The organism is Bradyrhizobium sp. CCBAU 45384, assembly GCF_028128665.1.
Classification (GTDB): Bacteria; Pseudomonadota; Alphaproteobacteria; order Rhizobiales; family Xanthobacteraceae; genus Bradyrhizobium; species Bradyrhizobium manausense.
This window is the reverse complement of the sequence record NZ_LBIZ01000112.1, coordinates 254,153-280,740: the sequence shown is the minus strand read 5'-3', so window position 1 is coordinate 280,740 and position 26,588 is coordinate 254,153. Positions and strand designations below refer to the sequence as shown.

Annotated in this window: 24 protein-coding genes and 1 tRNA gene; 11 read left to right on the top strand and 14 right to left on the bottom strand. The window is 63.0% G+C overall.

From position 1 onward, the window contains the following. Positions 1-12: 12 nt before the first annotated feature. Together XH80_RS24780 and XH80_RS24775 are read right to left on the bottom strand one after the other, a co-directional pair. Positions 13-783 carry an alpha/beta fold hydrolase gene (locus XH80_RS24780; RefSeq protein WP_271600800.1) on the bottom strand — a complete coding sequence of 257 codons (771 nt, stop codon included), beginning with the start codon at positions 781-783 and terminating at the stop codon, positions 13-15. A 243-nt stretch (positions 784-1,026) separates the two neighbouring features. Continuing rightward, positions 1,027-1,488: an Hsp20 family protein gene (locus XH80_RS24775; RefSeq protein WP_057752931.1), complete on the bottom strand. Its 462-nt coding sequence runs from the start codon at positions 1,486-1,488 to the stop codon at positions 1,027-1,029. Between the two features lie 231 nt (positions 1,489-1,719). On the opposite strand from XH80_RS24775, the gene XH80_RS24770 reads away from it, so the two are divergent. Next, the gene (locus XH80_RS24770) at positions 1,720-2,667 is read left to right on the top strand and encodes an alpha/beta fold hydrolase (RefSeq protein ID WP_057752790.1); all 948 of its coding nucleotides are present in this window, start codon (positions 1,720-1,722) and stop codon (positions 2,665-2,667) included. 143 nt (positions 2,668-2,810) lie between these two features. Here the strand turns inward: XH80_RS24770 and XH80_RS24765 are convergent, their stop codons facing one another. After that, positions 2,811-5,618, bottom strand: a complete 2,808-nt coding sequence (locus XH80_RS24765; protein WP_271600799.1) for a di-heme-cytochrome C peroxidase — start codon at positions 5,616-5,618, stop codon at positions 2,811-2,813. 165 nt (positions 5,619-5,783) lie between these two features. Then, positions 5,784-7,580 carry an adenylate/guanylate cyclase domain-containing protein gene (locus tag XH80_RS24760; protein WP_271600798.1) on the bottom strand — a complete coding sequence of 599 codons (1,797 nt, stop codon included), beginning with the start codon at positions 7,578-7,580 and terminating at the stop codon, positions 5,784-5,786. 246 nt (positions 7,581-7,826) lie between these two features. Between XH80_RS24760 and XH80_RS24755 the strand changes: the two genes are divergently transcribed. Next, positions 7,827-8,459, top strand: a complete 633-nt coding sequence (locus XH80_RS24755; RefSeq protein ID WP_271600797.1) for a LysE family translocator — start codon at positions 7,827-7,829, stop codon at positions 8,457-8,459. A 159-nt stretch (positions 8,460-8,618) separates the two neighbouring features. Here the strand turns inward: XH80_RS24755 and XH80_RS24750 are convergent, their stop codons facing one another. After that, entirely contained in the window at positions 8,619-9,371 is a 753-nt protein-coding gene (locus XH80_RS24750) for a sulfite exporter TauE/SafE family protein (RefSeq protein ID WP_271600796.1), read from the bottom strand. Positions 9,372-9,467: 96 nt separating this feature from the next. Here XH80_RS24750 and XH80_RS24745 point away from each other — a divergent pair, with 96 nt between their 5' ends. Further along, positions 9,468-10,358 carry a LysR substrate-binding domain-containing protein gene (locus XH80_RS24745; RefSeq protein ID WP_271600795.1) on the top strand — a complete coding sequence of 297 codons (891 nt, stop codon included), beginning with the start codon at positions 9,468-9,470 and terminating at the stop codon, positions 10,356-10,358. 120 nt (positions 10,359-10,478) lie between these two features. On the opposite strand, the gene XH80_RS24740 is transcribed toward XH80_RS24745, so the two are convergent. From XH80_RS24740 to XH80_RS24730, 3 genes are all read right to left on the bottom strand, one after another. Further along, entirely contained in the window at positions 10,479-11,444 is a 966-nt protein-coding gene (locus tag XH80_RS24740; protein WP_271600794.1) for a Bug family tripartite tricarboxylate transporter substrate binding protein, read from the bottom strand. A 17-nt stretch (positions 11,445-11,461) separates the two neighbouring features. Further along, positions 11,462-12,244, bottom strand: a complete 783-nt coding sequence (gene hisN / locus XH80_RS24735) for a histidinol-phosphatase (protein WP_057752773.1) — start codon at positions 12,242-12,244, stop codon at positions 11,462-11,464. Positions 12,245-12,791: 547 nt separating this feature from the next. Continuing rightward, on the bottom strand, positions 12,792-13,682 hold the full coding sequence (locus tag XH80_RS24730) for an N-formylglutamate amidohydrolase (protein WP_271600793.1): 891 nt from the start codon (positions 13,680-13,682) through the stop codon (positions 12,792-12,794). Positions 13,683-14,010: 328 nt separating this feature from the next. Here XH80_RS24730 and cpdR point away from each other — a divergent pair, with 328 nt between their 5' ends. Both cpdR and XH80_RS24720 read left to right on the top strand, forming a co-directional pair. After that, the gene (gene cpdR / locus XH80_RS24725; RefSeq protein ID WP_007597092.1) at positions 14,011-14,370 is read left to right on the top strand and encodes a cell cycle two-component system response regulator CpdR; all 360 of its coding nucleotides are present in this window, start codon (positions 14,011-14,013) and stop codon (positions 14,368-14,370) included. 76 nt (positions 14,371-14,446) lie between these two features. Beyond that, positions 14,447-14,521, top strand: a tRNA-Val gene (locus XH80_RS24720). A gap of 420 nt (positions 14,522-14,941) precedes the next feature. On the opposite strand, the gene XH80_RS24715 is transcribed toward XH80_RS24720, so the two are convergent. Both XH80_RS24715 and XH80_RS24710 read right to left on the bottom strand, forming a co-directional pair. Further along, the gene (locus XH80_RS24715) at positions 14,942-15,826 is read right to left on the bottom strand and encodes an NAD(P)/FAD-dependent oxidoreductase (RefSeq protein ID WP_271600792.1); all 885 of its coding nucleotides are present in this window, start codon (positions 15,824-15,826) and stop codon (positions 14,942-14,944) included. A 7-nt stretch (positions 15,827-15,833) separates the two neighbouring features. Then, positions 15,834-17,465 (bottom strand): alpha-amylase family glycosyl hydrolase, encoded by a 1,632-nt coding sequence (locus XH80_RS24710; protein ID WP_271600791.1) that lies wholly within the window; start codon positions 17,463-17,465, stop codon positions 15,834-15,836. Positions 17,466-18,004: 539 nt separating this feature from the next. Between XH80_RS24710 and XH80_RS24705 the strand changes: the two genes are divergently transcribed. Continuing rightward, on the top strand, positions 18,005-18,478 hold the full coding sequence (locus tag XH80_RS24705) for a metallophosphoesterase family protein (RefSeq protein ID WP_271600790.1): 474 nt from the start codon (positions 18,005-18,007) through the stop codon (positions 18,476-18,478). A 74-nt stretch (positions 18,479-18,552) separates the two neighbouring features. Next, positions 18,553-19,410, top strand: coding sequence for an SDR family oxidoreductase (locus tag XH80_RS24700; protein WP_057752700.1), 858 nt, complete (start codon positions 18,553-18,555; stop codon positions 19,408-19,410). A gap of 82 nt (positions 19,411-19,492) precedes the next feature. Here the strand turns inward: XH80_RS24700 and XH80_RS24695 are convergent, their stop codons facing one another. Then, on the bottom strand, positions 19,493-19,810 hold the full coding sequence (locus XH80_RS24695; protein WP_271600789.1) for a DUF6894 family protein: 318 nt from the start codon (positions 19,808-19,810) through the stop codon (positions 19,493-19,495). Between the two features lie 277 nt (positions 19,811-20,087). On the opposite strand from XH80_RS24695, the gene XH80_RS24690 reads away from it, so the two are divergent. Further along, the gene (locus XH80_RS24690) at positions 20,088-20,705 is read left to right on the top strand and encodes a cell envelope biogenesis protein TolA (RefSeq protein WP_271600804.1); all 618 of its coding nucleotides are present in this window, start codon (positions 20,088-20,090) and stop codon (positions 20,703-20,705) included. Between the two features lie 80 nt (positions 20,706-20,785). Here the strand turns inward: XH80_RS24690 and XH80_RS24685 are convergent, their stop codons facing one another. Both XH80_RS24685 and XH80_RS24680 read right to left on the bottom strand, forming a co-directional pair. After that, positions 20,786-22,057 (bottom strand): DUF892 family protein, encoded by a 1,272-nt coding sequence (locus XH80_RS24685; protein WP_271600788.1) that lies wholly within the window; start codon positions 22,055-22,057, stop codon positions 20,786-20,788. A 284-nt stretch (positions 22,058-22,341) separates the two neighbouring features. Further along, positions 22,342-22,857 (bottom strand): inorganic diphosphatase, encoded by a 516-nt coding sequence (locus tag XH80_RS24680; RefSeq protein ID WP_271600787.1) that lies wholly within the window; start codon positions 22,855-22,857, stop codon positions 22,342-22,344. Positions 22,858-23,150: 293 nt separating this feature from the next. Between XH80_RS24680 and XH80_RS24675 the strand changes: the two genes are divergently transcribed. Continuing rightward, positions 23,151-24,335, top strand: coding sequence for a DNA topoisomerase IB (locus XH80_RS24675; RefSeq protein ID WP_442869170.1), 1,185 nt, complete (start codon positions 23,151-23,153; stop codon positions 24,333-24,335). A 5-nt stretch (positions 24,336-24,340) separates the two neighbouring features. Next, the gene (locus tag XH80_RS24670) at positions 24,341-24,646 is read left to right on the top strand and encodes a hypothetical protein (protein ID WP_271600786.1); all 306 of its coding nucleotides are present in this window, start codon (positions 24,341-24,343) and stop codon (positions 24,644-24,646) included. 35 nt (positions 24,647-24,681) lie between these two features. Here XH80_RS24670 and XH80_RS24665 read toward each other — a convergent pair whose 3' ends face one another. After that, a complete protein-coding gene (locus XH80_RS24665) occupies positions 24,682-26,082 on the bottom strand; it encodes a TAXI family TRAP transporter solute-binding subunit (RefSeq protein ID WP_271600785.1) in 1,401 nt (466 codons plus the stop codon). Between the two features lie 156 nt (positions 26,083-26,238). Between XH80_RS24665 and XH80_RS24660 the strand changes: the two genes are divergently transcribed. Then, positions 26,239-26,583, top strand: a complete 345-nt coding sequence (locus XH80_RS24660) for a DUF1236 domain-containing protein (protein ID WP_057752918.1) — start codon at positions 26,239-26,241, stop codon at positions 26,581-26,583. Positions 26,584-26,588 lie beyond the last annotated feature (5 nt).

Here is a 26,588-nt window from a genome sequence, read left to right as displayed (position 1 = left end):
CGCCATCGCCGCTCAGCTCCGCGGGTACCCCGCCGCCTCCAGGATCAAATTTGCCACCTCCTTCGGATGCGACACCAGCGAGAGGTGGCCGGCGTCGAGCTCGATCGTGGTGGCGTTCATGCGCTTGGCGAGGAAGCGTTCGAAATCGGGATTGATGGTGCCGTCGTTCTTCGACACCGCATACCAGCTCGGCTTCGTGTGCCAGGCGGCTTCCGTGGTGCGGCCGGCGAAGATCGAGGCGGCTGTCGGCCATTGCACGGCGAAGAGCTCCTTGGCTTGCTCCGGCTTCACGCCATTGGCGAAATATTTCAGGAAGGCGTCTTCCGAGAGTTTCGTGAAGCCGTCGCGCTCGACGATGCCGGCGCGTGCCGGTCCCGTCGGAAACTGCTTCGACAGCGCGACAAAGTCCTCGGCGGCATCGGGGGCGCGCGCGGCGATGTAGACGAGGCCGGTGACCTTTGGATCGGTGCCGACCTGGCTGATCACGGTGCCGCCCCAGGAATGCGCAACCAGCACGGTCGGGCCATCCTGCTCGGCCAGCACACGCCTGGTGGCCTCGACGGAGTCCGCAAGCGAAGACAGCGGATTCTGCACGGCCGTCACGTGAAGGCCGGCGGCCTGGAGGATCGGGATCACCTCCGACCAGCTCGAACCGTCGGCCCAGGCGCCGTGCACCAGCACGACGTTGCTGGCTTTCACGGTCTGTGGCGTCTGCGCATGAGCAAGGCTGATGGGGGCCGCCAGCAGGCTCGCGGCGACGAAAAGGCTGCGCCAGAAAGTCATGATCATTCTCCGTCTTGTTTTGGGTAGCGATGTCCAAAGGACGGAGCGAGAGGCGGGGGTGTTACGCTGCTCACCTGCCTGTGATGCGGTGCAATACCGTCATCAGATGGGAGACGGCAGCCCAGCAATCGATGTCGTCCTGGTTTTCGCCAGGACGACGCTGAGGAGATGCTGTGCGTAAAGCGCAAAAAACGCCCCGGGGGCACCGGGGCGTTTTCGCAACTTGGAGATCGCACGTGCGCCTTACGCGGCGACCGAGCTCTCGATCACCTGCGCCTTGGCAGCGCCGGTGTTGATCGCGATCTGGCGCGGCTTCTTGGCTTCGGGGATCTCGCGCACGAGGTCGACGTGAAGCAGGCCGTTCTCGAGCGAGGCGTCCTTCACCTGCACGAAGTCGGCAAGCTGGAAGGCGCGCTCGAAGGCGCGGGCGGCGATGCCGCGATAGAGCACCTCGGACTTCGAGTTCTCGTTGGCGACTTTCTCGCCCTTGATCGTCAGCGTGTTTTCCTTCGCGACGATGGAGAGCTCATCCTTGGAGAAGCCCGAGACCGCAACGCTGATGCGGTAGGCGTTCTCGCCGGTGCGCTCGATGTTGTAGGGGGGATAACCGGGGCTGCCGTCAGTGCCTGCCTGGTCGAGCAGGTTGAAGAGGCGGTCGAAGCCGACGGTGGAACGATAGAACGGGGTGAGATCGTAGCTACGCATGGTCAAGTCCTCCATTGAGCGACTGTTGGTAACCCGCCCGCCAATCGGGCCGGGCTTAGTCTGTGTGCAGCCTGATGTTCCGGTTCCGAAACACTGGTAGCGGCCTGCACTGAAATGATATGGGTGGGTCCAGACGGCGTTCAAGAGGGCGGAATCAGCGCCTTTTCGACGCTCCCGCCCCTTGATCTCAAGCACTTGAGGACAGCACTTGGCGCCCACGCACTCCCGATCATGACGCTGGTTTCGATTCCGTCCAACCCCGTTCCCGAAGACGTCGTCAGCGGCACCATCAAGACCTCGGATGGCGTCGAGCTGCGCTTTGCGCGCTGGGCGCCGCCGGCGAACCGCAAGGGCACGGTCTGCGTCTTCACCGGGCGCAGCGAGCAGATCGAGAAATATTTCGAGACCGTGCGCGATCTGCGCGACCGCGGTTTTGCGGTGGCGATGATCGACTGGCGCGGGCAGGGGCATTCCGCGCGGCGTCTGCGCGATCCGCGCAAGGGCTATGTGCGCAACTTCTCCGACTACGAGATCGACGTCGAAGCCTTCGTGCAGCAGGTGGTGCTGCCGGACTGTCCGCCGCCGTTCTTCGCGCTGGCCCATTCCATGGGCGGCGCGGTGCTGCTGCGGCTGGCGCATGCGGGCAAGCGCTGGTTCGATCGTATGGTGCTGACCGCGCCGATGATCGACCTGCCGGGGCGAGCCACCTCGTTTCCGGTGCGGGCGCTGTTGAAGACGATGCGCATGCTGGGACGGGGCGGCGCCTACGTTCCCGGCGGCAGCGATCACCTCACCGGGCTGTCACCTTTCATCAACAATCCGCTGACCAGCGATCCCGTGCGCTATGCGCGCAATGCCGCGATCCTCGAGGAGGACCCGACGCTGGGCCTGGCGTCACCGACGGTCGCCTGGGCCGATACCGCCTTTCGCGCCATGCACACCTTCAAGGGCATCAACTACCCCTCCGAGATCCGCCAGCCGATCCTGATGCTGGCGGCCTCCAACGACGCCGTGGTCTCGACCGCCGCGATCGAGGAGTTCGCCTACCATTTGCGCGCCGGCTCGCATCTGGTGATCGCGGGTTCCAAGCACGAGATCCTCCAGGAGCAGGACCGCTACCGCTCCCAGTTCTGGGCCGCGTTCGACGCCTTCGTGCCGGGCACGCCGCTGTTCAAGTGAGGAGACTCGGACGCATCTTGCGCCACTGATCGTTCCACAAACTCTGTCATGCCCGGGCTTGTCCCGGGCATCCACGTTCTTCGTGCCTCAGCAAAGGACGTGGATTGCCGGGACAAGCCCGGCCATGACGGCGTTGTTTCTGCTCACAGCGTCTTCAGATACTCGATCAGATCGTAGCGCTCTTGCTCCCTCAGCACGCGGCCGATGGTGCCGTCCTTGCCGGGACCCGGCGTGCCATCGAACGAGTGGCCGGCATTGCTGTTGCCGACCAGGTCGGTGCCGTCGGCAGCTCGCGTCGAGAAGCGCGACTGCCCGGTCTTGCAGCTCTCGCCGTCGGTGACGGCGAACCCGACCTGCTTCGGATCGTAGTCGCGGCCACCGCCCATGCAGAACGACTTGGGACGTTCGGCTGCGGGGCTCAGCATCCAGTAGAGCGACGGCACCGATCCGTTGTGCAGGTAAGGCGCGGTGGCCCACACGCCGTTGAGCGGTCGCGCGCGATACCACGGCCCCGGCTCGTTCTTCTCGGCAGGCTGCGGACCGGGATTGGGGCAATTCTTTCGCGCACCCCACCAGATATTCTGGACCTTCGGGGCGATCTTGGCGTCGTCCATTGCCTTGCGGCTGACGATGTCGACGAGCACCATCAGGCCAAGCGCGTACGGCATGTCGGTCGAGGAGACATCCGGCAGGTTGCAGTTCCACCAGCCATTGAGATTCTGCGTGGGATCGAGCTTGAGAAAGCCCGGCACCTGAACCGTGCGGGTTGCCAACACGCTGGCCTGAGACGGATCGGTCCCCATGCCTTTGGCGCTCTTCTGCACCTCGTTCAGGAATTTGTCGTCGCCGATGCTCTGCCAGCGGTCCGAGGACCAGATGCTCTGTTGCGGAAATTCGGTGTCGAACACGGGATCGTTGACCGGACCGAGATGGCATTCGACGCAGATGTCCGCATAGAGCTTGCGGCCGCGTTTGACTCGGTCGCCATCGATCTTCCAGGCATCGTCGCCGAAGATGTCCGAGGGCCATTTCGGCGATGTCAGTCCGGAGAGCTGCTTCTTCGGATAGGGCGCCGATCCTTTCAGCAGATCCTCGATCCAGTTCAGATTCTTGATGTCGATCGACGAGCGGAACAGCGCGTCCTTGGGCGTGGCGTCGGAGAGATTCAACAGCGCGGTCACGCCCAGTGCTTCGCCGGCGTTGCGGATCAGCGGCTGCTCGATGGAGGCGTCATACTGGGCATATTTGAGCCAGGGCACGGTCCAGATCGGCGGGAAGCTCACCGGTGCGTCCCTGGCGTGCAGATTCTTCTCGAAGCCGCTGAGGCCGCTGAGCGTCATGTCCTGGGAGAAGACCTGATTGCCGATGCGATTGAGCGCATCGAGGCGGCCATATCCTTCCTCGGTGTCCTGCTGTGGCTCGTCTCGCCTCGTCTTCTCGTTGAACCTCGTCTTGCCTTCGATGGTTTTGGCGTAGGTCTTCTCCCAGTCGACCAGGAAGGTGCCGATCGCGCTCAGCTTCTGCTTCAGCGCATCGCGGTCCGCATCGCTGGCGGAGGGGCCGAGCACGCGATCGGCAAAGCGCCTGAAGCGACCCGGCACATAGAGCGTGTAGGCGATCGACAGGCCGGTCGTGACCTCGAGCTTCCTGAGGTCGGTCATCGCCGGGCCGCCGTCGAAGCGGATGTCGATGCCCTTGTAGTGGATCTGTCCGGTGTGGCAGGCGGCGCAGGTGAGGCCGATCCGGTCCTCGCCGATCTTGCCGGTCGCAGGATCAGGCACGCCGGTCATGCGCGCAAAGCCGACGGGCAGGCCGTCGACGTTTTCAACCTGCTTGCCCCAATTGACCGGCGGATCCCACAGCCGCGCCGGCACCGGCTTGGTCTTGTCATAGACATTGGCATAGCCGAAGCGGCGCAGCGTCGCCTCATCGGTGTTGAGCGTCTGCGGGCTCGGGATGAAGCCGAAGCGCTGCAGATGGCCGCTGTCGTGCAGCATGCCGGGCTTTGCGAAGAAATGCAGCCGCGGCTGCTCCAGCGCCATGAACCAGCTATAGGGCACCGGGAAGGTCGCGGTGCCCTGGCTGGCGTGATGAAACCAGTGCCGGTCCTCCAGCGCCCAGTTTTGCTCGAGCCAGTACGCGGCGCGGGGTTCGACGTGCCGGGGTAATGGCGGCGCCACCAGATTGCCGAGGATGCCGGGCAGCATCGGCTGGAATTGATCGGGAAAGCGCAGCGCCACGATGCCAAAGACGAGGAGAGCGGCAACGAGGCCGCCGACGGCACGCAAGATCAGTGAAGGCGGGCGGACCGGCTGGCTGACCATGCGCTGGGTGACCCTCTCAGGGAATTTGCGCTCGTTGAACAATGTCCTTACCTCGGCCACGCTGAGATAGCGGTCGTCACCCTGACCCTTGCCCATGATCCTGAGCAGGATCGGCCATTCGAACTTCATCAGGAGCGGGTAGTACCAGCGTGCCTGATTGCCGGCGCGCTTGAGATTGTCGTTCATGAAGGTCCGGATCTGCGAGGCGTTGAGGCCGGTCTCGCTGCCGCCAGCGGGATCGGCATAGGTGCTGCCGAACCCGGCGAGCCGCGCGATCTGGTCCTCGTTGACCGTCCCGTCGACGCCGAGGATGCGCGAGCCGGCACCGAGCTTGTCGAGCGGGCCGCCGCGCAAGCGGTTGAGTTGCGCGCCCCAGAAGAGGCTTTGCAGGATGTGACAGGCGCCGTTGGCGATCAGCGCGACGCCGCGGACCTGGATGCGGGCCGAGGTCTTCTTCAGCCCGGTCTCGCCGCTTGCATTTGCGATGGTCTGCGACAGCGTCCGCAGCCGCACGGTGCCGCCGTCGACAAAGCCTTCGCCGACGAGGCCACGCAGGAAAGGGCAGGGATTGTTCGGCGAGACCTGAATCGAGGGGTCGAAGGGGGGCTTCGAGACGGGGTCGTTCATGGCCCAAGATCCTGAAAACAGCGAATCGCGAAATAGGGACGCGCCGATACAGCGCGGAAAAGTCCTAACAAACCGACAGCAACCTATACTACTTCAACGTGTGGGGAAGTGTGGCCGAATTCACTGTCATGTCAAAAAAGCCGGAGGCGCGATCGCAGCTCGGCCTCAGGATTCGGCGGCGCGTCTGACGTCGCTCTGGACCAGCGTCAGCTTGCTGGCCGGTACGCCCGCCTTCAAGAGCCCGTCGCGGTAGTGCGCGACGTCCTCGGGCCGCTTCCAGTGAAAATTCCGCAAATGGCGGTCGACATTCAGCGTCGGGTAATTGCGCATCAATACGCCTGTCGCCTCGCTCGCATCAGCGGTCCGGCCCATCTGCGCCAGCGCCGCGGCGCTGATCGCCAGAGCCTGCATATGGTTCGGGTTGATGTAGAGCTGCTCGCGGGCCCAGGACAGGGTCGCGTCATACTGGCGGAGGAGATAATGGCTGAAGGCGTTCAGCGCCGCCCATTGATAGCGCGGGTCGCTGTTGTCGCGCTGGGCGGCCATCGAGAACAGCTCGATCGCCTGGCGGTGCTCGCCGACCATGAAATGGCAGATGCCGAGCACGCCGCGCGCGCCCATGTCGTAGGGGTTGAGCGCGACCGCGCGCTTGGCGGCGTCCATCGCTGCCTCGTGATGCCCCTCCATCGCATGCGCCCAGGACAGGATCGAGAACGCGAACGAGGAGCGCGGGTCGAGCCGCACGCTGGTTTCGGCGAGGTTCATCGCCTCGGCCCACATCTCGCGCGTGCCCTTGACCCAGCCGAACTGGATGCTCTGGATCTGGATCGTGGCGAGATAGGCATGCGCGATCGACAGCTTGGGATCGAGCGCGATCGCTTCCCTGAATAGCGCGACCGCGGTGGCCAGGTCTTCCTTGGTCTGCCGGTAGTAATGCGACAGCCCTTTCAGGAAGCGATCCCAGGCCGTGACGTCGTTGGTCGGGCGCGCCGGCGCGGAGGCCTCGGCGCGGACGATCTCGGTGGCGATGGCTGCGGACAGATTGGTCGTGATCTCGTCCTGCATGGCGAAGAGGTCGCCGATGTCGCGGTCGTAGCGGCCGGTCCAGAGCTGCTCGCCGGTCTCCGGCGCGATCAGCTCGGCGGTGACGCGGATCTTGGCGCCGGCGCGCCGCACCGAGCCCTGGATCAGATAGGTGGCATCGATCTCGCGCGCGATCACGCGGGTGCTCGCGTTCTTGCCTTTGAAGGCGAACGTCGAGTTGCGGCTCAGCACGCGGTAGAAGGACTGCAGCGACAGCGCGTGGATCAGGTCCTCGGTCAGGCCGTCGGAGAAATATTCGTCCTGGGAGTCGCTGAGATTGGCAAACGGCAGCACGCCGACGATGGCGGTGCGGTAGGCTTGCGACAGCGTCGAGCCTTCCTTCAGCTCCGGCGCGAGCGCGGCGGCGCCGTCAGGCGTCCAGGTCCAGACCCCGACCGGATCCTTGATGTTCTTGAAGCGGTGGTTGCCGCCATCGACCAGCGGCACGGTGAGATGCTTGCTGGCCTCGCTGTAGGCCTTGGCCGAGATCGCGAACCCGCCGGGGCTCGCCACCGATTCGAGGCGGACGGCGATGTTGACGTCGTCGCCGAACACCTCGTCCTCGTCGGCGATGACGTCACCCATGTGGATGCCGAGCCGGAACTGCATGGCGCGGTCGGCAGGCAGATGACGGTTGCGCTCCACCATCAGCAGCTGCATCGCGATCGCAGCCTCGGTGGCGCCGACGATGGAGGGGAATTCCAGCAGGAAGCCGTCGCCGGTGTTTTTCACGACACGGCCGCCGTGGTTGAGAATGATGGGATGGATCGCGTTGCGATGGGCCTTGAAGGCGGCATGGGTACCGGCCTCGTCACTGCCCATCATCCGGGAATAGCCGGCGACATCGGCGCAGACGATGGCGGCCAGACGTCTTTCCATATCCTCGGAGCTCCAAGGGAAAGGGCCCAGCCACTTGCGCGGCGGCAGCCCGCGAATCCCGCATTTCAAGAACTGGGCCTTTATAGAGCAGATGATGCCCAGATAAAGCAGATGATGCCCAGCGAAAGTATGATCCGCATTGCAAATTGATGCAAATCCTGACCATTTCCGATGCTGGACGGCGGGGTGCGAACGGACTAAGGCCAGTCCCTTGGGACGGACCTGCCGGGCGGCGAGGACCTTTTGATGCTGGGCATTCACGAAATCTGGCTCTTTGTCCTGTCGGGCGTGCTGCTCAACATCACGCCGGGGCCCGATACGGTCTATGTGATCGGCCGCAGCATGCAGATGGGCTGGCGCGGCGGCGCGGCCGCCGCCTTCGGCATCAGTTGCGGCTGCTTTTTCCATGTCGTGGGCGCGGCGATCGGCCTTTCCGCGCTTTTGATGGCCTCATCGACCGCGTTCGGGGTGCTGAAGCTGGTCGGCGCGGCCTATCTGGTTCTGACTGGTCTTCAGATGCTGTGGTCGCGGCCGCGGCTTTTGGCGGTCAAGGACGAGGCGGAGCGCAGCTCGCTGCGGCGGGTCTTCCTCCAGGGCGTCTTCACCAACGCGCTCAATCCCAAGGTCGCGCTGTTCTTCCTGGCCTTCCTGCCTCAATTCGTCGCAGCCGACGCGCCGCACAAGCCGCTCGCTTTCCTGACGCTCGGCCTGATCTTCATCTTCACGGGCACGCTATGGTGCCTGGTGCTGGCGGCGTTCGCGGCGAAGGCCGCTCACCGGCTGCGGCGGTCCGAGGGTGTGATCGCCTGGGTCAACCGTGCACTCGGCGGCCTCTTCATCTATCTCGGCATCCGCGTCGCCATGCTGGAGACGCGGTAGCTTTCGCTGCCAACGACCAGCACGGACCCTGTAGGGTGGGCAAAGGCGTGCCAGCGCCGTGCCCACCATCGCCCTCGATCGCGAAAAATGCGTGGGCACGCTTCCGCCTTCGCTCTTCGAGCTGCGGCGAAAGCTTTGCCCACCCTACGGATTTGTGCCTTACGCCAATTCCTTCAGCAGCGCGCTGCCGGCGAGGTAAACGCCGAGCAGGATCATCGCGACCAAAAACCAGCGGCGAAATGCCTCCGCCGGCATCCGCTGCCGCACTGACTGGCCGACATACATGCCGGCAAAGGCCATCGTCATGGCCACAGTGCCCGGCACGGCATTGGCTGGCGTCAGCAATCCGCCCGCGGTGAGGTTGAAGGCGAGCGCCAGCGTCGCGGTGGTGAAGAACACGCCGAGGGCCTGCACCAGCTCGTCCTTCTCCATCCCGATCGCCTGCATGAACGGCATCGAGGGGATCACCTGCACACCCGTCGAGGCCGAGATCACGCCGGTGACGACGCCGACCACGCCGCCGACCCATTTCTCGTTCCGCGGGGCGATGTGGAACTTGAATTTGCTGAGGTCAATAAGGGCATAGATCACCAGCAGGACGCCGAGCACCACGGTGCCGTAGCGCGCATGGGGGCCGGTCAGCGCGCCGGCGTTGAGCCAGCATCCGATCACGGTGCCGATCATCAGCGGCCACAGGCGCCTGAGGATGTCGCGCAAATACGGGCCGACAAAGGTCTGCCAGATGTTGGTGACGATGGCGGGCACGATCACGATTGCGATCGCGCGACTCGGCGCCATGTTCACCGCAAGCAGGCCCATCGACACCGTCGGCAGGCCGAGCCCGACGACGCCCTTGACGAATCCGGCAACCAGGAAGACGGCGGCGATGAGAATGAGGAGTGGGTCAATCATGGGGTCACATTGACCGAAGCGGCGCGCGGGCACAATCTGGAGGTTATGGAGATAGCCTTCGCTAGGAGCGAAGGCTGATTTTGGAGGAAAGGACCCGTGCGTTTCGACCTCGTCGACCTCCAGCTCTTCATCGCGGTCGCCGACCAGCGCAGCATCACTCGCGGCGCCGAACGGTCGCATCTGGCGCTAGCATCCGGCAGCGCGCGCATAAAAGGGCTCGAGGACGCGCTCGGCGTCGCGCTGCTCAAGCGCGGACGGCGCGGCGTGGAGCTGACCGCGGCGGGCGAAAGCCTGCTCGATCATGCCAGGCTCGTGATCCACCAGGTCGACGCCATGCGCGGCGATCTCGCCGGCTTTGCCAGCGGCGTGCGCGCCAGCGTGCACTTCCTCGCCAACACCTCAGGTCTCTCGGAGCATCTGCCGAAGGCGCTCGCCGGCTTCCTGCGCGAGCATCGTGATGTCGCGATCGACATCGAGGAGCGCGAGAGCACCGACATCGCGGCCGCGATCACCGCCGGCGCTGCCGATCTCGGCTTTGCCGCGGAGCACGCGCTGCCCGATCATATCGAGCGCTTCGTGTTCAGCGAGGACCGCCTGACGCTGGTGACGTCGAAACGCGGCCCGTTCGCCGGCCGCCGCCAGATCGATTTCCAGGAGGCGGGCTCTTGCGAGTTCGTCGGCCTTACCAGTGCCACCGCGCTGCAGATGCACATTTCAAAGCACGCCGCGCGGCTCGGTATGCGCCCGCATTTCCGCGCGCGCCTGCGTGACTTCGACGCGATCTGCCGGCTGGTCTCGGCCGATGTCGGCGTCGCCGTGGTGCCCGAAGCCGCCGCCCGCCGCTGTGCCAAGCTGATGCCGCTCGCCATAGTCCGCCTGCGCGACGCCTTCGCCAACCGCAAGCTCGTGATCTGCGCGCGCAGCTTCAAGGCGCTGCCGCGCCCGGCCAAGATGCTGGTGGAGCATTTAAGGGGCGAGGCGGTGTGAGGTGGCTCGAGAGATCGTCATGCCCGGGCTTGTCCCGGGCATCCACGTTTTTTAGTGCGGCTTGGAAAGACATGGATGGCCGGGACAAGCCCGGCCATGACGGTGTAGCAACGGCGCGGCCTACTTCGCCGTCTCCACGCCTGCGTCCTTGATCACCTTCGCCCACTTCTTGGTCTCATCCGCGATGAAGGCGCGAAAATGCTCCGGCTCGTCGCCAACAAGCGTTGCGCCCTGCTGGGCGAGCTTCTCCTTCACTGCGGGATCCGCCATCGCCTTGGTCGCGAGGTCATGCAGCGCGGCGACGATCTCTTTCGGCGTGCCCTTGGGCGCGACCATGCCGTACCAGTTCTCGATGCGCAGATCGGGAAAGCCGGCTTCCTTCGTGGTCGGCACCTCCGGCGCCGTGGGTGTGCGCTCGGCGGAGCCGACCGCCATCGGCCGCAGCGCGCCGGCCTTGACCTGCGGCAGCAGCGCCGGGAGATCGAGGAATGTCATCTGCACCTGCTGGCCCAAGAGATCGTTCACCGCCGGCGCGGCGCCGCGATAGGGCACGTGCACGATGTCGATCCTGGCCGTCAGCTTGAACAATTCGCCGGCGAGGTGTGGCAGGCTGCCGGGTCCGGTCGAGGCGAAGTTGAGTTTTCCGGGCTGCGCTTTCGCGAGCGCAATCAATTCGCCGAGGTCCTTTGCCGGCACGTTGCTGGCGACGACGAGCATTTCCGGCACGGTCGCAACCAGGGTTATCGGCGTAAGATCGGTGAGCGTGTCGTAGGCGACCTTCTCCATGCTCGGGCTGATCGCGAGCGCGCCGGCGCTGGTGATCGCGATGGTGTAGCCGTCGGGCGCGGCCTTGGCCACCGCATCGGTCCCGAGCACGCCGCCCTGGCCGCCGCGATTGTCGATCAGCACCGGCTGGCCTGAGAGTTCCGACATGCGCTGGCCGATCACGCGGGCGATGATGTCGTTGGGGCCGCCGGCCGGGAACGGCACGATCAGCTTGATCGGTTTCGCCGGAAAATTCTGGGCGGAGGCGAGGGTCGGAAACAGAAGCAGGATCGAGAGGAGGAGCTTACGCCAATTTGTCATGCAAGCCCCTCGCTCGCCTACGCATTGAGCAACTTCAGTGCTTCTTCGTGAACTCTTGCATCGCCCGCCGCGACGATGCGGCCGCCGCCTTGGGCCGGCTTGCCTTCCCAGGTGGTGACGACGCCGCCGGCGCCGGTCACGATCGGGATCAGCGCAGCGATGTCATAAGGCTTCAGCTCGGTCTCGACCACGAGATCGACATGGCCGGCGGCCAGCATGCAATAGGAATAGCAATCGCCGCCATAACGCGACAGCCGCGCACCCTGCTCGATGCGGCCGAAAATGGCGCGGTCGCGCTCGTTCATCAGCAAGGGAGAGGTGGTGTAGGTCGTCGCCTCCGACAGCGAGGCGCAGCGGCGGACCTGCAGCCGGCGTTCACTGGTGGGGCCTTTGTAATTGGCCGAGCCGTTGTCGCCGGAAAAGCGCTCGCCGATGAAGGGCTGGTGCATCATGCCGTAAACCGGCGTGCCCTTGTGCAGAAGCGCGATCAGCGTGCCCCAGATCGGAAAGCCGCCGATGAAGGACTTGGTGCCGTCGATAGGGTCGAGCACCCAGACATAGTCGGCGTCCTCGCGCTCATTGCCGAATTCCTCGCCGACGATGCCGTGCTGGGGGAAGCTCGCCTTGATCAGCCGTCGCATCACCGCCTCGGCGGCGCGATCGGCCTCGGTCACCGGATCGAAATCCTTGGTCTTGCTCTTGTCGTCGATCGACAGCGAGGTGCGGAAGAACGGCAGGATGGTCTCGCCGGATGCAGTGGCGAGCCGTCCGATGAAGGCTGAGAAATCGATCACCGTCACGGCGCATCCTCAAAACGAAAGTTGGCTGAAGCTCGCATCTGCCTAGCTCAATTCGCCGCTTGCGTGCAGCGCTGTCTTGATTTGCACCCTGGTATTTTGGGTCCGGCGACTGGTTGGCCCAGCAAGCTAAATAGTCAGACGATTGGCGAGCCATCTGCTGGCCAAATATCGATCATTGAGTTGAAAACTTAGTTCCGAACATGCCTTGTTCGTATGCAAATGACTATCAACCCATTGAATTTCCTTATCAAAGAAACTGAATCTGGGTTTCTCTGGGAGCAACTGAGCCATGTGTTTTTGCATGGGAAACGGCTCAAAAGCCCTTGCACTTTGTGCGGCGCGGCCGCATATTGTTGCGGTGCGGTAGCGCTTCTCGCGTTACCGCTGCCCTCCTTGGGCGTTTCCTCCCTAGACTTGGGCCGCTTGCGTCATTCGCGAGCGGCCCTTTTTTCTTGTCTGTCTGTTTTCAGTTTGGCGCGCGATCCCGAGCCAAACGCAAACGCCTTCGCGTCAATCGCAGGCAAGGTGATCGTTCGAGCCGGCGCGTCTATTCCGCCGCGGCCTGGAACGGGCCGAGATCGCCGAACGGGATCGTGGTCGCCAGCACCTCGGCGAGAACGCCGAAATCGCGCGCCACTTGCGCAAAGCGCGTGCTGCGCTCGCGGCGGCGCTCATCCATGTAGATCGCGCGGTTGAACTCGAGCTGCACGGCATGCAGGCCGCTTGCAGGGTTGCCGTAGTGCTCGGTGATGAACCCGCCGGCATAGGGCTTGTTACGGCCGATCGAATAGCCGAGCCCCGTCATGGTCTCCTCGACGCGGTCGGGCAGCAGCGGCGTGCAGCTCGTGCCGTAGCGGTCGCCGATCACGACGTCGGGTCGGCGCGGCTCGTCCCTGCTGACGCCGACCGAGGGCATCGAGTGGCAGTCGACCAGCACCACGGTGCCGAACATCTGGTGCACCTTGTTGATCAGCCGGCGCAGCGCGCGGTGGTAGGGCTTGTACAGCGTCTCGATCCGCGCCAGCGCGTCGTCGACCGCGATGCGGTCGCGATAGATCTCCTGGCCGTCGCCGACCACGCGCGGAATCGTGCCTAATCCGCCGGCGACCCGCATCGAGCGGGTGTTGGCGAAGCTCGGCAGGCGGCCGGTGAACATGCGGGGATCGAGCTCATAGGGCTCTCTGTTGACGTCGACATAGGAGCGGGGAAAGTTGACCCGCACGGTCGGAAAGCCGCGTGCGCTCAAATGGCCGATCAGCTCGTCCATGAAGGAGTCTTCCGAGCGCCGCAGCGTCGGCAGGTCGATCCGGGATGCGTTCAGGAATTCGTCCGGGTAGGTCGAGCCGGAATGGGGCGAGTTGAAGATAACAGGCGCGCGCCACTCGGCGGGCTCCACGATCTCGAAGGCTGGCGACTCCGCGCCGTCAAACCGGGTCATCTTCTCAGGCTTCGTCCCTTCACGCCGCACGATCCAGCATGGGTCCAGATCGGGTGATTCGGCCGATCGAGCGGCTCTTATGTGTCGCCATTGTCCGGAATCGCAACCATTCTGCCAAGCGAAAAAGCGTGATCCGCGCTGGAACATGTCTTAACCGTGTGGGCGGGCAGGCATGGATGCGTGGGCGCACCGGAATTGATTCGTCGCCCGTTCCGGTTCACAACACCCCTCGCAGTGCGAGCCCAGAGGGTTAAGATTTTCACCCCAAATTTACCCTCTGTCGGGCTTAGTAACCTCTGCATATCCTCTGGGGATCGACGTTCCGCCCATGCCAAAAATCCTGCTCGCCGAAGACGACAACGACATGCGCCGTTTCCTGGTCAAGGCGCTGGAAAACGCCGGTTTTCAGGTCTCGTCCCATGACAACGGCATGGCCGCCTATCAGCGCTTGCGGGAAGAGCCGTTCGAGATGCTGCTGACCGACATCGTGATGCCGGAGATGGACGGCATCGAGCTCGCCCGCCGGGCCTCGGAACTCGACCCCGACATCAAGATCATGTTCATCACCGGCTTTGCCGCAGTCGCCCTGAACTCGGATTCGGACGCCCCCAAGAACGCCAAGGTGCTGTCGAAGCCCGTTCACCTCAGAGAATTGGTGAGCGAAGTGAACAAGATGCTGGCGGCCTAAATCGGCCGCGTTCCGTCCTTGCGCCGGCTCCCCTGAGCCGTTATAGGGACCCCCACCCGACCTATCCGGACTATTAGGGCACGTAGCTCAGCGGGAGAGCACTACCTTGACATGGTAGGGGTCACAGGTTCGATCCCTGTCGTGCCCACCATCCTCTTCAATGACTTAGGCGCCCGAGGCCTGAAGGGGTGGTTTCCGCGAAATTTCCACGAAGGCCCATTTTCGCGCGGGAGAGGTCTGAAGACCCTTAATGGCTCTGTCCGGACTCCAGCCGAGAATCGGCCGACCGTGGGGCCGGTGATCAATCACTCGTCCGGCGAGACTCATCCGAACGCGAACCATGCCAGCACAGCAAATATCGGGATAAGTGCCACGCCGAACAGAACGATGGGCGACGGCTCGTTGCCTGTGCGGTCATCCCTCATGTTCCAATTCCTCGGAGAAAACCCCGCGACGGAGGCGAAGCGGGCTTCCCCCGCCATGAGGAGATGCGTGGTCCGCCCGCAGAATGAATGCCCGCTCGGGAGATCAGTTCCTAAACACAAGTTCTCGGACGCGCTTGATTTGCCGGCTAGGCAAGTCGTCGAGGTAGACTGTTGTGAATGGTGCAGGCCGCTACTGCGGCGTGACCAAAGGCGACAGAGATTTGGTGCAGATCGACGACAAGATCTCCAACACCGTAGAGACCGGCGATCGAGGTCCGCTGGTGATCGTCGACCGTGAGATAGCCTCCATCGGTATGCGCTGCGCCAAGCGATAGTGCGAGTTGCGAGCGAACCTCGGCGCCCATGGCCGGGTATATGACATCGAACTCGACTGCCGCGTCGGCAAGCGCGGCCTCTAGCTTGTCACCGGAGCGTCTTAAGCTCACGTCTGGCGCATGGATGAGGGAAATATCGGTTTCGGCAAGCACGGATGCCAAATCGTCCCCATTCATGCGGGTCGCGAGCACGGTCACATCCGTAGAGAAGCCGCGCAGAAATAGTGCCTTGGGCGTCGCTTGGTCCAGCGGCCCCACCACCGCGACACGACGGCCCGTCGCTTCATAGGCATCACATACGGGGCAATACCGCAACAGTCCCTCAGCGACCGCAAGGCGCCATTGTTCACATGTCGGATGGATGTCGACTATCCCGCAAGCGAGCACGACGGTCGCGGCATCGGCGGCTCCACCGGTCCAGGCTACCTGAAATCCATCCTGTGCCTTTTCGAGCGACGTGACCTCGGCACGGACCAGCGGCACCTTTAGCTCCGCCAGTTGCGTGGTCATGCGCGCCAGAAGCTCCGTTCCGGGTAACCCGCCGGCAAAACCCGGTAGATTGTGGCTGCGGGGGATGAGGGCGGCCCGACTTGCCCCGGCATCAATCACGCAAATGCTGCGGCGAAAGCGGGCCAGGTAGATGGCAGTCATCAGTCCCGCGGGCCCGCCGCCGACGATCACGCAATCGAGGGACATCGCATCCTCATACGAACGACCCAGGGATGCTGCGGGAAAGAATCACGCCCTCGTTGCCTCGAAGCAGGACTGAGGCCGCCGCTAAAGCCCCGGATGCCCGGTCCAGATGGGTTGATAGCAGGACACGGCCGGAAACCTGGCTGGGCCACTTCCGTGGTTCGTCTGCGATGTTGAGTACTATCAGCATGTGGTGTCCTTCATAGACCCGTTCGAACGCAAGAATGTCGTTCTGCGAGCGCAGCGGGTGGTAGTCGCCTTCACGAAGACATGCATGCTCGCGCCGCAACCTCAGCAGCGCGCGAAACAGCATCAGGATCGAACTGTCGTCGTTCTGCTGAGCTGTCACATTGGTCGATCCCGCCGGATCGAGCGGCAGCCATGGGCGTCCGTCCGAGAACCCACCATTTGCTGTATCGTCCCATCGCATCGGAGCGCGTTCGGGATCGCGGCAAAGGCCGTAGCCGGGGACGAGCCTTTCGAATGGGTCCTGAACCTGATCGGGCGGAATAGGGACGCGCTTACGACCGATCTCGTCACCCATGTAGATAAAGGGAGTTCCTCTCAGGGTCATCAGGAGCATTGCCAGGACACGTAGTTGCGCCTCGCCGATCTTGCTCGCGATCCGCGGCTTGTCATGGCCGCCGATCACCCACACTGGCCAGGCACCGTCGGGCAGGGCATTGAAATAGGCATCGATCGCGGCTTGCAACGATAATGCATTCCAAGGCGCGTCAAGCAGCGCGAAGTTGAGCGGCAAATGCAGCCGCGGGCGCTCCGTGCCGTAGAAGTGGCCGATGCGATCGGTTTTGCCTTGAACTTCGCCGCACAACAGCCGCTCGGGATATTCGTCAATCACGCTACGGATGAATTCGATACATTGCATCGTCTCCGGTCGGTCGTCCGTGAAGACAGGTGTTTGTCGCTGCGGTGGCGGCTTGCCTTGGGCATCGGGATTCGCTGGGTTGTCGCGCAGATGCGCGTCCTTGATCAGAACCGCACTGGCGTCGACGCGGAAACCGTCGACGCCTCGGTCAAGCCAGAAGCGCATCACATCGGCGATGGCGGAGCGTACCTGCGGGTTGCGCCAGTTGAGGTCGGGCTGCTCAACCAGAAAGGAATGATAATAGTATTGCCGCCGCGCTTCACACCACTCCCATGCGCTGCCGCCGAAACGGCTGAGCCAGTTGTTGGGCGGACCACCGTTCTCCGCGGCGTCCGCCCAGATGTACCAATCTGCTTTCGCGCTGCTGGGTGAACTACGGCTCTCCACGAACCATTCGTGATCATCCGCCGTGTGATTGGGCACGAGATCCAGGATAAGGCGTATTCCGGCCTGATGCAGGGCGGCGAGAAGCTTGTCGAACTCATCAAGGCTGCCGAAGGCCGGGTCGATCGCGCGGTAGTCGGAGATGTCGTAGCCGAGATCGCGGAACGGACTCTTGTAGATCGGCGTCAACCAGATTGCATCGACGCCCAGCCATTTCAGATAGTCGATCCGGGACATCAGGCCGGTCAAATCGCCCTTGCCGTCGGCATCGGAGTCCTGGAACGAGATCAGGGCAATTTCGTAGATGACCGCGGATTGCCACCATGGGCTTCCGTCACGCGCCGAGCAGTCATCGTCTCGTTCTGCTTTCAAGGCTTCCACATCCTCGGCTCTGGAATCGTGCCGATGTTCGTTTTCTGGCTGACCTGCTTGGCATCTAAGTCGTGGCGGGAACGAAGGTTGCTAATGCTGTCGTAAGTTGTCGTTTTTCCGGAAATTCGCGCATTGGAACGAGGCGGCGAGTCAGTGATTGGGCGTCACCAACTTAGTCCCAAAATTGCGCGCAAATCCTCGAGCATATGACGGATCCATCAATCGATTGCGTGAGCTATCGTGTGACAGGCTTTTGCGGATCGTCCCGGCGTTGCGCTGCTTCCGTGTTCCGATCGAGCTGGGCGCGCTCGCTGCGGCGCAGATGCCCCGACCGCCGGACGCCGTACCAGATCGCTCCGCCAAGGACCAAAACGCCAAGACACAGCAACCAAACCGTTTTGACAGAGAGGTCTCCAAGAAGCATTCCTACGCCGGTGTTGCCCATGTCTGTGCTCCCGTTAGATAGGCGGGCAATTCGAGCGCGGCATTGTCGTTCCTAAACGCGGGTCAAGGCAGCTGTTATGGGGAGATGCGAGGCAATGTTCAGGATCGGCATCATCTCGGACACCCACGGTCTGCTGCGGCCGGAAGTGGAACAATGCTTCCGCGGGACCGCGCACATCATTCACGCCGGCGATATCGGTGCCGAGCATGTCATGGAAGGGCTACGCCGGATTGCCCCTGTCACTGCGATCCGGGGCAATGTCGATGTCGGCGATTGGGCCCGCTTCTATCCCGAGACGACGACCGTTCATCTCGCCGGGCGAGCCTTCTATGTCTTGCATGATATCAACGACCTGAAGAGCAGGCCCGCCCCCGCGGATGTCGACGCCGTGATCTCTGGCCATTCGCATCGGGCAAGCCTCAGGACCACGGATGGTATCACCTATCTGAACCCGGGAAGCGCCGGGCCGCGGCGATTCAAGCTGCCGATCACGCTGGCAACGATCGACATCGACGAGCATGGCGAAGTTCGGGTGAACGTACGCACCCTTGATGAATGTTCTCGATAGGTCGGCCGCCTGATGGGAAGCTAGGAACACTTTCGCTCGGGTTGTGTTAGCGCAGCGAATCTTGGAGGCGCTCCATGACCGAATATCCGAAGCCGCCATATCCCCCCCAGCATCAGTCCATGCCTGGCGCGACCCGCGCGATGAACCCGCGGCCCGACCACGGCGAAGAGAGTTATAAGGGCGCCGGTCGCCTGGCCGGCAAAAAGGCCATCATTACCGGCGGAGACAGCGGCATCGGCCGTGCGGTCGCGATTGCATATGCCCGCGAAGGCGCAGACCTCGCTATCGCCTATTTGAATGAGGATGAGGATGCCGCGGAAGTCAAAGCGCTGGTGGAGCGGGAGGGACGGAAGGCCATCCTGATTGCAGGAGACATCCGCGACCCCGGCCATTGCCGCGCGATCGTGCGGCGCGCCGTCGAGGAGCTCGGCGGACTGGACATCCTGGTCAACAACGCCGCCCATCAGGCCACGTTCAAGGACATCGGCGATATCAGCGATGACGAGTGGCAGCGCACGTTCGAGGTGAACATCCATGCGATGTTCTATTTGACCAAGGCGGCCGTGCCCCATATGCGGCCCGGTGCTGCGATCGTGAATACGGCCTCGGTCAACTCCGACATGCCGAATCCGAGCCTGCTCGCCTACGCAACGACCAAGGGCGCCATTCAGAATTTTACCGGCGGGCTCGCCCAGATGTTGGCCTCGAAGGGCATTCGGGTCAATGCGGTTGCGCCTGGCCCGATCTGGACGCCGCTTATCCCATCGACCATGCCGGAGGAAACGGTCAAGAATTTTGGCAAGCAAGTGCCGATGCAGCGCGCAGGGCAGCCGGCCGAACTCGCGACAGCCTACGTCATGCTTGCCGATCCGCTGTCGAGCTACACCTCGGGAGCGACACTGGCCGTCACCGGCGGAAAGCCCTTCATTTGAAACCGGTCCATTAGCCTCTACGCTCACGGCTTGCGCCCGCCCAGCCTGCCGGAATGCATGATGCAGACCGGGTGTCATGACATCAGCCGAGTTCGCTGCCGTCCTGCCGACCAGACGTTGATGGCATTGCCTTGAGACGTTCCGTCTTGACCTCGATGCGAAACAACGGGCTTCTATCTGGCTTCAGAACCTCCAGCTTCCAGACACCGCCGGGCGCGAGCACATCTTCGATGTCGCGGCTGAGCAGGAGCGCGTTTTTCCATGCCGCGGCCTCGTCGGGCAAATCCTCGCCGACCAGATCCTCGAAGGGATGACCGTTGTGAATGTTGAAATAGTAGCGTGGCATCTCGCCAGAACGTCCGATCTCGCTGCAATGTTCCGGCTGCATGCGGCCGCGCAATGGCCGGACCCGGCCGCCCCACGCAGCCCCTCAGAGCATGATGACATAGACAGCAAAGGCAATGTCCGCAGCCGAATCGGGAACCAGCAATGCGCAATCATCGCGATTTCGGTCGTCCTCGCAGGCGTCGGCGGCGCACCTTGCCGATCAGCTACGGAAGATCACCATGGCTGCCCCCCCTCCGGTCACTCGCGGCAGCGCTCGTCATCGACGTGCTGACCGGGCGGCGACGCTAGACGGGATAGCCGACGGCGAAGATCGGCGCTATCCAGAGGGGATGGCGCGCAAGCTCAAGACATATCAGACGTCCCTTGGCTTCCACGATCTCGCGATCGCAGCGCCGTCGATGAAGGCCGCGCTCGAGGCGTGGGGCGCCGGAAGCAACCTCTTTCACCAGGGGTTAGCCAAGGAAACCGATGATCCCGAGGTCGTCGCCGCCACCATGGCGAAGCCCGGAGTCGTCCTCAGACGGGCGGCCGGCTCGAGCGGACGATTTTCCGAACAATCAGACATACCTTCGCAAGCGGCCGCGGATCGTGCGCACAGGCAGCCGGAGACGCGGCAATCGAAGCCGCACAGGCGGCAACCGTCCCAAGTCAGCAGCAAGGCCGCGCGACAAGCGGCTGCAAACTACGAGAAAGAGCAGCGGCGGCGCGAGGCGCAAAGCCGGCGCGAAGAAGCCGCCCGAGCGAAGGTCAGGGAGCGCCAGGAGCGGGCTATCGCAAAAGCGCAGGCCGCGCTGGAAGAAGCCGAGCAGGAGCATGGAGCCAGGCTTGGAGCCATTGAAGCCGAGCGGGCCGCAGTGAACGCGCGGGCGGCTGCGGAGGATGAGCGGTGGACCGGGCAAAAGGCCAAGCTGACGGCGGCGCTGCGCCGCGCGCGGAATAGCGAGTGACCAGCAGATGATCTAGCAAAGGCCAGCTGAAGGGTTTGTCCTTGACAAACCCTTCAGCCACGCAAATGAGGACGGCCGGTTCATTCGGTCTGTTCGACCGCTGCAGGCATCTTTGCCACCGACATCAGCGAGCGGGCTACCTGGTTGAGAAGCTGATCGGCATTCTCTTCTTCGGCAAGGGATTTCGAGAGCAGACTGACGACGGCGCTATGGCGCAGTTGCTGGGCGAGATTGCGTGCGGTGGTGTATCCGGCGATCTCGTAATGCTCGACCCGCTGGGCTGCTCCGATCAGCGCCAGATCGGCTGCGGCATCCTCCTTCTCTTCGCCTTCGGCGATGATTTCCTGCCCCTCCTCGATCAGACCCATCATTCCCTTGCAGGCCTTGGCCCGCGCGGTCTTGCCGAGCATCTCGAAGCACTCATTGATGCGCTCGATCTGGGCCTCGGTTTCGTTCAGGTGCTGCTCGAACAGCTCGCGCAGCTGATCGAAACGCGCCGCCTGCGCCATCTTCGGCAGGGCCTTTGTCAGCTGCTTTTCGGCATGCAGGATGTCGCGAAGCTCGTTGATCAGGAGATCGCCGAGACCGGCCTCGTCGACCGGCGGAGAACTCTCGGTGACAAGCGCCGTCGCCGGACCAGGGTCGCCGGCCTGGATAGCCGGGGACTCCGTAAAGACCCACTCGCCGCCCTCGTTCCAGGGGCCGCGGGTGTCGATCTCGCCGTGGTCGCCGGTTCCGGTCGAATCGTTGAAGAACTGGTCGACGAGACCGGGCGTGGGGGCAATCCGGCCGATGCTGAAGGCCGGCTTGGCCATGCTTTCGAGAGCCAGCGCGAACGCCTTCATATGCGTGATCTCGCGGGTCATCAGGAATTGAAGCGCGTCTTTTGTGCCCGCGTCGTCAGAGAAATTGATCAGCCGCTCGTAGACGATCTTGGCTCTCGCCTCGGCGGCGATGTTGCTGCGCAGGTCGACGTCGAGCTCGCCGGTGATCTTGAGGTAATCCGCGGTCCAGGCGTTGCCTTGGGAGTTGAACAGGTTCACGCCGCCGCCGCCTGCAATCGCAATCAGGGGGTCCGCCTCGGCGGCTTGGCGATCGAATTTCGACGGCTTCAGATGCATGCGGGCGAGAGTGCCGACCACCTCGAGATGGCTGAGTTCCTCGGTGCCGATATCCATGAGAAGATCCTTGCGATCCGGATCTTCGCAGTTGAGCCCCTGTATCGAATATTGCATGGCGGCGGCAAGCTCGCCGTTGGCGCCGCCGAACTGCTCGAGAAGCATATTGCCGAACCTGGGATCAGGCTCGTCGACGCGGACGGTGAACATCAGTTTCTTGACGTGGTGGTACATGGATTGCCCTTGACGTGAGAGAGACGCTCCACGAACCGGCGGGCACCGACGTTAGTTCCTAACGCAAGCTCCGCGGCGCCTTTTACCGCAATGAACTTTTGCATCGCGCCCGTCTTGTCATTCCGGGGCGCGCGCAGCGAGAACCCGGAATCCCCTCAGCCACGACGTCATCTGAGCACGATAGATTCCGGGCTCGCGCTGCGCGCGCCCCGGAATGACGGTCACTCGGGCATCTCTTGACGGCGTATTCCAGCCGATCAACCCGGCCGCGATGTCGGCATATCCTACTTGGAGAGCCGCTTGATGGTCTTGGCCGCGTGGTTGGGCCCGCGCCATCCCAGAAATTTGAGCTCCTTGTTCTCAAGCGCGTTGGTCGCGCGGAAGAACTCCTCCAGCTCGTCGCACGCGCGCGAGGGGAGGTGCCGTATATCCTTGAGATCAGTCTCGAGGGGCGATCGGTCCGGCACCGCGAACACGCGATCGTTCCGCTCTCTCTTGCTCCCGCTCTTCTGCTCGACTTCGAGAACGCCGACCGGCCTGCATTTGAGCACGACGCCGGGATATGTCTTCGCATTATGGATGATCAGCACGTCGAGGGGATCGCCATCAGGAGCCTTGGTGGAAGGAATGAAGCCCCAGTCATAGGGATAGCTCAGCCCTGCCATCAGTGGCTTTGCCAGCGTAAAGACTCCGAGCTCGGGATCGAAATCCAGTTTGCAGGAGCTCCCGCGCGGCGTCTCGACAACCGCGAAAACTTGTCCGTCGTCGGCCCATGTCGGCAGTTTGAGGAGGTTGCTCATCTCACGCACCCTGTGCTGCACCTACAGTATCAATCTTCGCGCGCCGTAGGCGCCGAGGGATCACGCGTCATCGCTCTGCGCGATCTTCGCGCACTCTTCAGAACGAGGGCCAGGCAATGATAGTTCCTGCGCACGACTGATCCTCTGGTCGTCACGCCAGGCTTGTATTTCCACATGCCGCTCCAGCGAGCGGCGACGTACCCGCGATGGTAACCGCGAGTCGCTGGGATCGGCCTGATCCCCCAGCGACTGCCCGGTTGACGTTGGAGAGGAACAATATCCTGTAGATCTTCTTGACGTATCGGGACAGCAGCGAAGTGCGTTCACAAGCGCTGTCAAAAAATGACGCTGCCATGTTCCGCGAAACGAAGGTCGATGAGAGAATTCCCGAGAGGACCGCTGAAGTGGCGGCGATCATCGCGGAAGAAGGCTTGCGATACGTCAGTGACGCAAAGCCGGGCTACACCCGCAAGCGCACCGGCACCACCTTCTCCTACTACGACCAGAGCGGCGCCCGCATCACGAACAAGGACATCGTCCGCCGTATCAAGTCGATCGGCATTCCGCCGGCCTATGAGCGGGTCTGGATCTGTCCCGCTGCCAACGGCCATATCCAGGCCACGGGCTATGATGCACGCGGGCGCAAGCAATATCGCTATCACGCCAAATGGCGTGAATTGCGTGATCAGAACAAATACGAGCACATCATGCAGTTCGCCGCTGCGCTTCCAGCACTGCGGTTCCGTGTCGCCGCCGACATGAAGCGCGAAGGCTTGCCCCGGGAAAAGATTCTCGCGACCGTCGTCAGCCTTCTCGAGAAGACCCTCATTCGTGTCGGCAATGCCGAATATGCCAATACGAACAACTCCTACGGACTAACGACCATGCGCCGCAGGCATGTGGCGATCAAAGGTTCGACCTTGAAATTTGAGTTTACCGGGAAGTCCGGCAAGCAATGGAAGCTTTCGGTGGAGGACAGGCGCATTGCGGCGATCGTCAAGCACTGCGCCGACTTGCCGGGGCATGAGCTCTTCAAATATCTCGACGACAACGGCGAAACACGTACGATCGATTCCGGCGACGTGAATGCCTACATCAAGGAAATCACCCGGCAGGATTTTACGGCCAAGGATTTCCGAACCTGGGCCGGTACCGTGCTGGCTGCGCTCGCATTGGCCGAGTTCAAGGAGTATGACTCTCAGGCTGAAGCAAAACGGAACGTCGTGGCCGCCATCGATAAAGTCGCCAGACAACTTGGCAACACGCCAGCCATTTGCCGCAAATGCTACGTGCATCCGGAAATTCTGGGCGCCTATATGTCTGGCGACCTGGCAAAAATGATCGAGGACAAGATCGCGGAGAGGTTCAAGCGTCAGTATAGCAAATTGAGCGCGGACGAAGTGATGGTCCTGGCGTTCCTGAATAAGCGGCTGAAGGCGACGCGCAAGGCGGGGGAGGGCGCCAAGCTCGCGGCGTGATCCTCATGCATTTGATCGAAATCTTCCTGCCTCTCAGCAACAACCACGGCAAGCGGTTTGATTCGAAGCTCTATCACTCCCTGGAACACGAACTGACCGAACGCTTTGGCGGGGTCACGGCTTTCAAACGCGCGCCGGCCTCGGGCGAGAACAAAGAAGGGTCACAGGTCGTCCGGGATGAGATCATCATCCTTGAGGTTATGACCGAAGAGCTCGATCGTGCATGGTGGGCGGACCGCCGCAAACAGCTCGAAGAGATGCTCGATCAGGACGAGATCCTTATCCGCGCCAGCGAAATTGAAAAGCTTTAGTCGTGAAGCGATGAAGGTCTGGTCTGCCGGCGCGCCTATCGGCGAGAGGCAAGGCTTGGACCGGGAGCCTTTGCCTCGATCGCGCCGCCCTGCAGCGCCGCCCGCCTTTCTGCGACTGCATGATTGAACAGCTCGAGGACGAGGCCGAATGCGGCCATGTCCTCCTGCTCGATGGCTCCCTCGTCGTAGCACTTGAGGGTCTCGCCGATGATCGCATCGACCTCCCGTTGCGATGCCAGCAGGTCCTGTTCGGACTCGGCACCGCGAACCTCCGACACCACGGCAAGAATACGGTTGCGATAGCCGGTGTTGTCGTCCCGCTCGTCCCGGTTCAGATAGCGACGCAGCCATGCGGCGGCCGAACCGATCCCGGACAGGAGCAGCAGGGCGAACCAGAAGTAGTCGCTGTACTTGTCCAGAAAGGTCCGCTCGGTCCCGTTGATGACCGCCGCGGCGCCCCTGTGCACGGAGGGCTCCGTTTCCTTCTCCGTATCCGGTTTCGTGATGTGCGTCGCGCCGGCGACACGTTGCGTGATCGTGTCGCGCACCGCGAAAAGCTGCCGGTAGAAGGCCGCCGCCTTGGCTTCCGACAGTTCTTTTCGGGCCAGGATGAGATGGTTGACGCTGATGGTGTCGATCTTGTCCTCGGGCCAGGCAGGGTTCGCGTTGAAGACGCTGCCGGGGATCTCCTCGGCTTCGTAGCGGGGATGCCGCAGGGCAATCGCCTCGGACGCTTCGACGGCAAGAAACTTCGGAGCTCCGCGCGACCGCGAAGTCGCGGCGATCGCGGCGGCGGTGATCTTGCTGTCGAGCGGACCGACCGCAAGATAGGCGTCGAGAGTGGCGTCCTGCGCGAGCTTTTCGATTTCGTCGGTCCCGAATTGAGCCGTGGCAACCTTGTCGGGCTGCACGCCTGAGCCCTCTAGAATTGTCCGCAGGACCGCGACGTTGGCGTCGGTCTTTCCGATGATGCCGACCTTATGCCCCGCAAGATCGGCGATCTCTCCGATCTTCGCGGCGGCCTTCTTCTTGGAGCCCTTGCCAGCGCGTCCAGACTGCGACCATATGACGACATAGTTCTTGCGCAGGACGGCCAGTGTCTGGGCATCAGCCGGCATGGCGAGGTCGCCGCGACCGATTGCCAGGTCGGTTTTGCCGGCACCCAGGAGGGCAAGGGATTCGGCCGCTCCGGCGGTGGCGATAGGGAACAGTCTGACCGTCCTGCTTTCCTCTTCGAAGGCCTCCGCCATTGCTTGGACCACCTGGTGGTCTTCGCTGCCCGAGGGGCCGACGGCGATCCGAAGAGTCTCGGGCTGCAGGACGTAGAAGAGCGCCGCGGCAGCGGTGCCGAAGACGACGAATCCCAACGCCAACAGGATCAGGAGCCTTCGCTGGCGTCGATCGGGGGCTCTCCTGACTGCATCGGACGGCGGCATCAGCGGGCTCTCCGTAAGCAAGCGCCTGGGAGCTTGGAGCGAACCGTCGCCCGACCTGAATGTTCCATCGTATGCGAAGGACCTCTGCGGACGAGCGGGAACCTTGGCATCATTCGTGGGTTCTCGCATGCCGCATATGGCGGCGAGGAGAGAAAGATGAACAAGCTTCTGCTGAGCGCTGCGATGGCGGCGATGATCTCGACGGGCGCGATGGCGCAGTCCACCGTCGTCACCACCACCGGCGCGGGACATGCCGCCGCCGTACAGATCGAGCCCGAATATCGCACGAAGATCCGCACCTACGTCACCGAGCACAAGGTTCGTCCAGTGGAGACCCGCGAGAAGATCGTCGTCGGCCAGCCAGTGCCGCGCGAAGTCGAGCTCGAGGCGGTGCCCGCCGACTGGGGTCCCTCGCTCACCAAGTACCGCTATGTCTATTCGGGCGAGCGCGTGATGCTGGTCGATCCGTCGACCCGCACGGTCGTCCAGGAGATCGACTAATCCCA